Below are 6188 nucleotides of genomic sequence, written 5' to 3'. Positions count from 1 at the left end.
CTCGAGCGCCACGACCCACAGCCACGTCTCCCGCATGGCTCTCCCGACCGCAAAGCACCTTTCGACATGTGCACTTGTCGTCGCCGCACCAACTCGCAGAGGGTGGGAAGACCGTGACGGTTCGGCGGTCGAGGCGTGGTGAGGAAGACCGGTCGCCAGAGCTGATGCCCGCGACGAGGCGGGCATCAGCGGGGAGCCGGAGGTAGCTCTCAACGGGACCATCGGCCGTGCGCAGGCCTGCCCGCGTTTCGCGGAGATCTGCGGTGGCCTGACTCGCGTTGCTGATGACGTAACGGGCGTGGTCCGACGGCGGAGGGTTCTCGCGGCCTATACGGTTCGGGCATGAGCCAGCCGATTCCCTTCGTCGACGCCAAGTTCAAGCTCGCCGTTGTCCAGGAGCTGATGTACGACCAAGGGCTCTTGCCGCGGTTTGACCTGCGCGAGTACGCGGCCGAGCAGGGCTTCACCTACGACGACAACAGTTTCGAGGCGGTACCGGAGGCACTTGCCTACTTCGCGGCGCTCGAGGTCCCGGTCGAGCTCGCGGAGAAGATCACCGAGATCTACATGGACGGCGGCAACGAGATCTATCTCGAGATCGCGCCGGGCTGGGACGGCGAGGACGGGCTGTTCGACGTGCACGAGTTCGCCGACGTGCGGCACTTTCCCAACCTGAAGTCGATGACTCTCCTCTACACGGGCGATGAGGAGGCGCTGGAGACGCTGCGCGCCCGCGGGATCAAAGCGGACTGGCTCTGACCTGCCGCTGCCGAGCCATTTCGCCGGGACGCACCCGCACAGGACGGGCCGCCCCGCTCGAACTCACATCGGCGAAGGTGGCACCCCGCGGGTCTTCGGGGTGGCTGAGGTTCGGCGAGGGGCGACTTGTGCTCCGAGTTCGGCGCGACGTCCTCGGTTGATCGAGTTGAGGACGAGCAACGTCAGCATCAGCAGCCCGAAACCGATGCTGATGCCGCTCAGGGCCACGATGATCGGCGGCCAGTCGCGGTCCGGTGGTGCGGTGACGGTCGTGACTAGGTCCCTGGTCGGTGGACTGGAGAAACCCGTGGACTCGGCGGGCAGCACGGCGGTCAGGGCGGCCACCGGGTTCACCATGCCGAAGCCGATCCGGTGGTCCCTGCCGGTGGTGTTGCCGGGGTGCAGCGCGGTGGCCTTGAGCCGGTCCATCACCTGGCGCGCCTTGAGGTCTGGGAACCGCTCACGCACCAGCGCGGTGATGCCCGCGACGTACGGGGCGGCGAAACTGGTTCCCTGGATCTTTCCGACGCCGTCGGCCTTCACGTTCACGTTGGTCAGGCCGGTGCCTTTGGGGTCGACGGAGATGATCTCCTCGCCGGGTGCGGCGATGCTGACCCACGGGCCCCAGACGCTGAAGCCCGACACCTCGCCGGAGCGCGCCATCGACGCCACCGACAGCACGTCGTCGGCGAACCACGCGGGCGACGAGACCGAGTTGACGGTCGCCGGGTCCAGGTTGTTGTTCTGCAGTGGACAGCCGGCTTTGCTGTCCAGGTTGCCGGCCGCCGTCACGATCACGGTGTTCTTGACGTCGACCGCGTACCGGATCGCGGCCTGCAGTGCCCGGTCGTCCGCGCTGAAGTCCTTGGGGGTGCCGCAGTTCGTCAGGGAGATGTTGACGACCCCGGCGCCCTGGTCCGCGGCGCGCACGACGGCCTGTGCCAGGGTCGAGACCTTGCCGGCGGACGTCCGCTTGACTCTGGTGGCGTCACCCTGGAACTCGAAGCGGTCGCTGGTCTGGCGGATCGCAAGGATCGTCGCCTCCGGTGCGGCGCCTACGAAGTCGCCCTCGGTCCTGGCCGCGGCGGCGACGCCGGCGACCTCGGTGCCGTGGCCGTCGCAGTCGTCCGCGCCGTTCCTGTTCCCGCTGACGTACTCACCGCTGGGCACGACCCGGTCGCCGAAGCGAGGGTTGCGCGGGTCGACGCCCGTGTCGATGATCGCGATCTTGACGCCCTTGCCCGTCGCGAACCGGTGTGCCTGCTGGAGGTTCAGGTGGACCTGGCCCCACGGCATGTACTCGATCAGTTCGTTCTTGGTGCCGGACTCGACGCAGCCCTTGCCGGTGGGTGTGTACGGCACGTCCGGGCCGCCCGTGTCCCGCGGCGGCTGGGTGCCGGGCGGTAGGGCCGGCGGCACCGAGTTCGGCTGGACCGCGGAGGACGGTGGTGGTGCGGAAGCCGCTGGAACCGATCCCGTCAGCAGCAACGACGCGGTGATCGCCGTCGTCACGGCACGGCGGAACCCCGCGGTAACGATCTTCACCTGTGACCCCCCGGTCCTCACCCACCGACCCCCCGATCGGCGATGACCCAAGTGCACCACGGAAAGGCCTGGAGGCGCAAAAATCGGGGCGCCCCAAGCTGAAACCCGCTTCAGGTAGTCAGTTCTGAGGCTCGCACGTCAGTGCGGATGTGTTACGCAGCAAGGGATGCGCAGTGCGTTGATACGTGAACTCGTTGTCTCACATACGGAGTACTGCCGTGGACAACTGTTCGAGTTCAGGCTCGGTGCTCGGTGGGTTCGAGAAAGGACCAAGGGACCTGACTTGGTTCAAGTTAGTGCGCACCGCGGTCGTGGATGCGGGTGAGGGCATCGCGGAGGTCGTCAGGTAGCGGGTCGACGGCGGTGAGGGTGTGCTCGCTGGCCTGGATGTTCGTCATGCGCCGAGCCGATGTGCTCGATGTCCTGCGACCCGCGACGCGAGGAGTGCACGATCTGCACCGCCCCGACGCCGTCTTCACCGTGCACACATACGCCACGAGAGACAGCCTGGAACCGGCCGCTCAGTGCGCAGATTTTCGCCGTTCACACGACGAACCGCAGCTCAACAGCCAGCAACCCATCCAAGATCAGCGATCTTGAGCCAAAGTCGAGTAAGGTGACGGAATGGTCATGCGGGTGGCGATTCCCGTGCTGCCGTGCCGAGATGTGCAGGCAGCGCGGTCGTACTTCACGGACGTGCTCGGATTCGACACCATATTCACCTGGGAGACCCCACCCAGCTACGCGGCCGTGATCCGCGACACCGCCGAGTTCCACCTGTATGCCGAAAGCAGCGTCGGCCCGGCCAGGGTGACGATTATTGTCGACGACGTCGATTCCTGCCACGACGAGCTGCGCGCCCGCGGCGCCGACATCGTCGAGCCACTGGCTGACCGGCCCTACGGGATGCGCGACTTCAACGTACGGACACCTGATGGGCACTTGTTGATCTTTAGCCAGCCGCTTACCGAGTCCGGGTGACCATCAGCGGACCAGCCGGAAAGAATGACCGGACCTCGTCGACGAACAACGCCGGCTGCTCGAACGCCGCGAAGTGGCCGCCCTTGCCGGGCTCGTTCCAGTACCGGATGTTCGGGAACCGGCGCTCCGCCCACCGCCGAGACGGGCGCTGCAGCTCCTTGGGGAAGACCGGACGGCCGGTGGGTACGTCACCGGCGCGCCGGTCGACCCGGCGATCCATTCGTTGACCTGCCGGAGGCCCTGGGCGCCGAACCGCCGGTAGCCGAGCCGGGCCATCAGCTCGCACCACGCGTCGGATATCCGCTCGATCCGCCAACCCCGGCGCGGCCGGCTTGTCGCTGAAGCCGTAACCGGGAAGCGATGGGCAGCCCCTGGAACCGGCCGCCCAGTGCGCAGATTTTCGCTGTTCACACGACGAAACCGCAGCTCAACAGCCAGCACCCTACCCAAGATCAGCAATCTTGAGCCACGTCAGGTCACATGCGGAGTACCGCCGTGGACGACTGACCGAGCTCAAGCTGGGTGCTCGGTGGGTTCGAGAAGGACCAGGGGTATCTCGCGGTCGTCGGCGGCACGGGCGCGCATGTCCGCGAAGAACGGGTAGAGCTCGTCGGCGTGGGCGAGCCAGCTCTCCCGTTCCGCGCCCTCCGCCACCCTGGCTGTCATGAGGGTGCGGTCCGGGCCGTCCTGCAGTTGGACGGTCGGGTTCGCGATCAGGTTGTGGAACCAGCTCGGGTTGCGCGCCTGCCCGCCGGCGGAGGCGCCGATGGCGTAGACGCCGTCGCGTTCGATGCGCATCAGGGCTACTTTTCGGAGCTTGCCGGAGCGTGCGCCTCGCATGGTCACGATGACCACCGGGCCGCCCATCATCGTCGCGCCTTCGCGGCCGTCGGTGCGTTCGTAGAGTTCGACCTGGTCGCGGGTCGTCCGGTCGGGGCTGGGAACGTACTCGCCGTCCAGCAGATCCCTTGTGGTGACAGGAGGTTCCGGCTGTTCGGGGGTCAGCCGCGGGTAGTTCTGGGCGAGGAACTCCCGGTAGCTCGTGGGCCGGCGGCCGATCAGCCGGTGGAGATCGTCGGTGTTCGCACCGAACGAGCCGCCGGCGATCTCCGTGACCCAGGAGGTCATGAACTCCGCGGCCTCGCGGGGGAGGCCTTGCGCGAGGTGGTCGTTGGTCTTTTCTTCGGCCGTGATGGGCAGGTAGGGAACTTCGGAGCCGTGGATCTCGGTCAGCGCGTCCGCGATGTCGCGGAACGAGGCCGCTTCGCCGCCGCTGAGGGTGTAGGCGGTGTTCTCGTGGCCGTCCTGGGTGAGCACGGCGACGTTCGCGGCGGCGAGGTCGTGCCGGGTCGCGGGTGCCACCGTGCCGTCGCCCTCGGGGACGCGGACGCCGTTCTCGTAGGCGTCGGTGCCGATGTGGGCGCCGAGATGCTCCGCGAACAACGGCTGGCGGAGGATCGTGTAGGTCAGGCCGGACGCCTTCAGGGTGTTCTCGGTGAAGATGTCGCTGTCGGTGACGCCGATCTGACGGGCATCGGAGTCGTCGCGGCGTTGTACGGCTGTGTAGATCACGTGCCGGACGCCGGCCTGCTTCGCTGCCGCGATCACGTTGGCGTGCTGGGTTTCGCGGTCGGTGAAGGCGTGCGTGGACACGAGCAGGAGCCGGTCCACGTCGGCGAACGCCTCGACGAGGGAGTGGTGGTCGAAGTAGTCGCCCTGGCGGATGTCCACGCCCCGGTCGGCCAGATCGGTGGCGCGGGACGGGTCACGGGCGAGTCCGGCCAGGCGGTTCGCCGGTACCCGGTCGAGCAGGCCTTGCAGAGTCAGGCGTCCCAGGTGGCCGGTTGCGCCTGTGACGAGAAGCTTTCCCATGAACAGCGGTCCTCTTCGTTGGTTTCGGTGCGGATCAGCCGAGGGAGATCACGGTCTTGCCGGTCGTCCGGCCGCTTTCGGCGAGGACGTGGGCGGTCTTCATCGTTTCGGCTGTCAGGCCGTGGAGCGTTGTCGTCACGATCGGGCGCAGGCGGCCCGCGGCGGCGTCCCGTGCGGTGCGGGCGAGGATCTGTCCCTGACTGGCGGCGTCGCCGCCGGCGGTGATCTTGCTGAACACCAATTCCGTGTGCAGGGAAAGAGATTTGCCCGCGAGCGGGGCGGGGTCGAGGGGGTGGGCGAGATCGACGGCGGAGAGATGGCCGAACGGCCGGAGCACCTCCGTGATGGCGTTCAGGCGGTCGCGAGTCCCCGCGGTGGACAGCACCATGTCGACGGTTCCGACACCGGCGGCGCGCAGCCGGCCGGGAAGGTCGCCGTGGTGGTCGACGACCAGGTCGGCGCCCATCGTCGTGACCCAGCGCGCTGTCTCGGGCCGGGACGCCGTGCCGATCACGAACGCGGACGTCGTCTTCAGCAGTTGGGTGGCCATCGACCCGACCGCGCCCGCCGCACCGATGACGAGCACGCGGCGCACTCCCGCCAGCAGGGTGTCCTGGTCGCGGAACAGCGCCTCCCACGCGGTGAGGGTGCCGACGGGCAGGGAGGCGGCGTCGGTGAAGGTGAGCTCGTCCGGGATCTTCGCCACGACGCGGTGGTCCACCGCGACCTGTTCCGCCCAGCAGCCGTCGCGGGTGATGTCACCGGTGCCCATGACCCGGTCACCGACGGCGAACCCGCTGGTGGCGGAGCCGATGGCCGTGACCACCCCGGCGAACTCCCAGCCGAGGACGACCCGTCCGCCGGGCGCGGCGCCGCGCATCCTGCGGATGAGCGTCTCGCCAGGGTTGATGCCGATCGCGGCGACCTGGACCAGCAGATCTCTGTCGCGCGGCTGCGGGTCGGCCACGTCGGTCCGCTCGATGGCGAACGCGTCGAGCGGGTGCGCCTTCTGGTAGGTGAGAGCCTTCACG

Annotated in this window: 6 protein-coding genes; 2 read left to right on the top strand and 4 right to left on the bottom strand. The window is 68.1% G+C overall.

Annotated features, from left to right (window positions below):
- The first annotated feature begins 342 nt into the window (after positions 1-342).
- Complete coding sequence (locus tag ACFWNN_RS36860; protein ID WP_382444583.1) at positions 343-759, top strand: DUF6892 domain-containing protein; 417 nt, start codon at positions 343-345, stop codon at positions 757-759.
- 63 nt (positions 760-822) lie between these two features.
- Here ACFWNN_RS36860 and mycP read toward each other — a convergent pair whose 3' ends face one another.
- On the bottom strand, positions 823-2304 hold the full coding sequence (gene mycP / locus ACFWNN_RS36855; protein ID WP_382444582.1) for a type VII secretion-associated serine protease mycosin: 1482 nt from the start codon (positions 2302-2304) through the stop codon (positions 823-825).
- A 624-nt stretch (positions 2305-2928) separates the two neighbouring features.
- Between mycP and ACFWNN_RS36850 the strand changes: the two genes are divergently transcribed.
- Positions 2929-3285 carry a bleomycin resistance protein gene (locus ACFWNN_RS36850; RefSeq protein ID WP_382444581.1) on the top strand — a complete coding sequence of 119 codons (357 nt, stop codon included), beginning with the start codon at positions 2929-2931 and terminating at the stop codon, positions 3283-3285.
- Here the strand turns inward: ACFWNN_RS36850 and ACFWNN_RS36845 are convergent.
- The 3 genes from ACFWNN_RS36845 to ACFWNN_RS36835 all read right to left on the bottom strand — a co-directional run bounded on the left by ACFWNN_RS36845 (position 3269) and on the right by ACFWNN_RS36835 (position 6187).
- A complete protein-coding gene (locus ACFWNN_RS36845; RefSeq protein ID WP_382444580.1) occupies positions 3269-3505 on the bottom strand; it encodes a hypothetical protein in 237 nt (78 codons plus the stop codon). The two genes, ACFWNN_RS36850 and ACFWNN_RS36845, sit on opposite strands and share 17 nt — an antisense overlap.
- A gap of 293 nt (positions 3506-3798) precedes the next feature.
- Positions 3799-5157 carry a nitroreductase/quinone reductase family protein gene (locus ACFWNN_RS36840; RefSeq protein WP_382444579.1) on the bottom strand — a complete coding sequence of 453 codons (1359 nt, stop codon included), beginning with the start codon at positions 5155-5157 and terminating at the stop codon, positions 3799-3801.
- Between the two features lie 34 nt (positions 5158-5191).
- Entirely contained in the window at positions 5192-6187 is a 996-nt protein-coding gene (locus ACFWNN_RS36835; protein ID WP_382444578.1) for an alcohol dehydrogenase catalytic domain-containing protein, read from the bottom strand.
- Between the last annotated feature and the right edge of the window lies 1 nt (position 6188).

Origin of the sequence: Lentzea sp. NPDC058450 (genome assembly GCF_042721395.1) — a bacterium.
Taxonomy (GTDB): Bacteria; Actinomycetota; Actinomycetes; order Mycobacteriales; family Pseudonocardiaceae; genus Lentzea.
The sequence above is the reverse complement of the archived record's forward strand: the minus strand, read 5'-3'. Positions and strand labels throughout refer to the sequence as shown.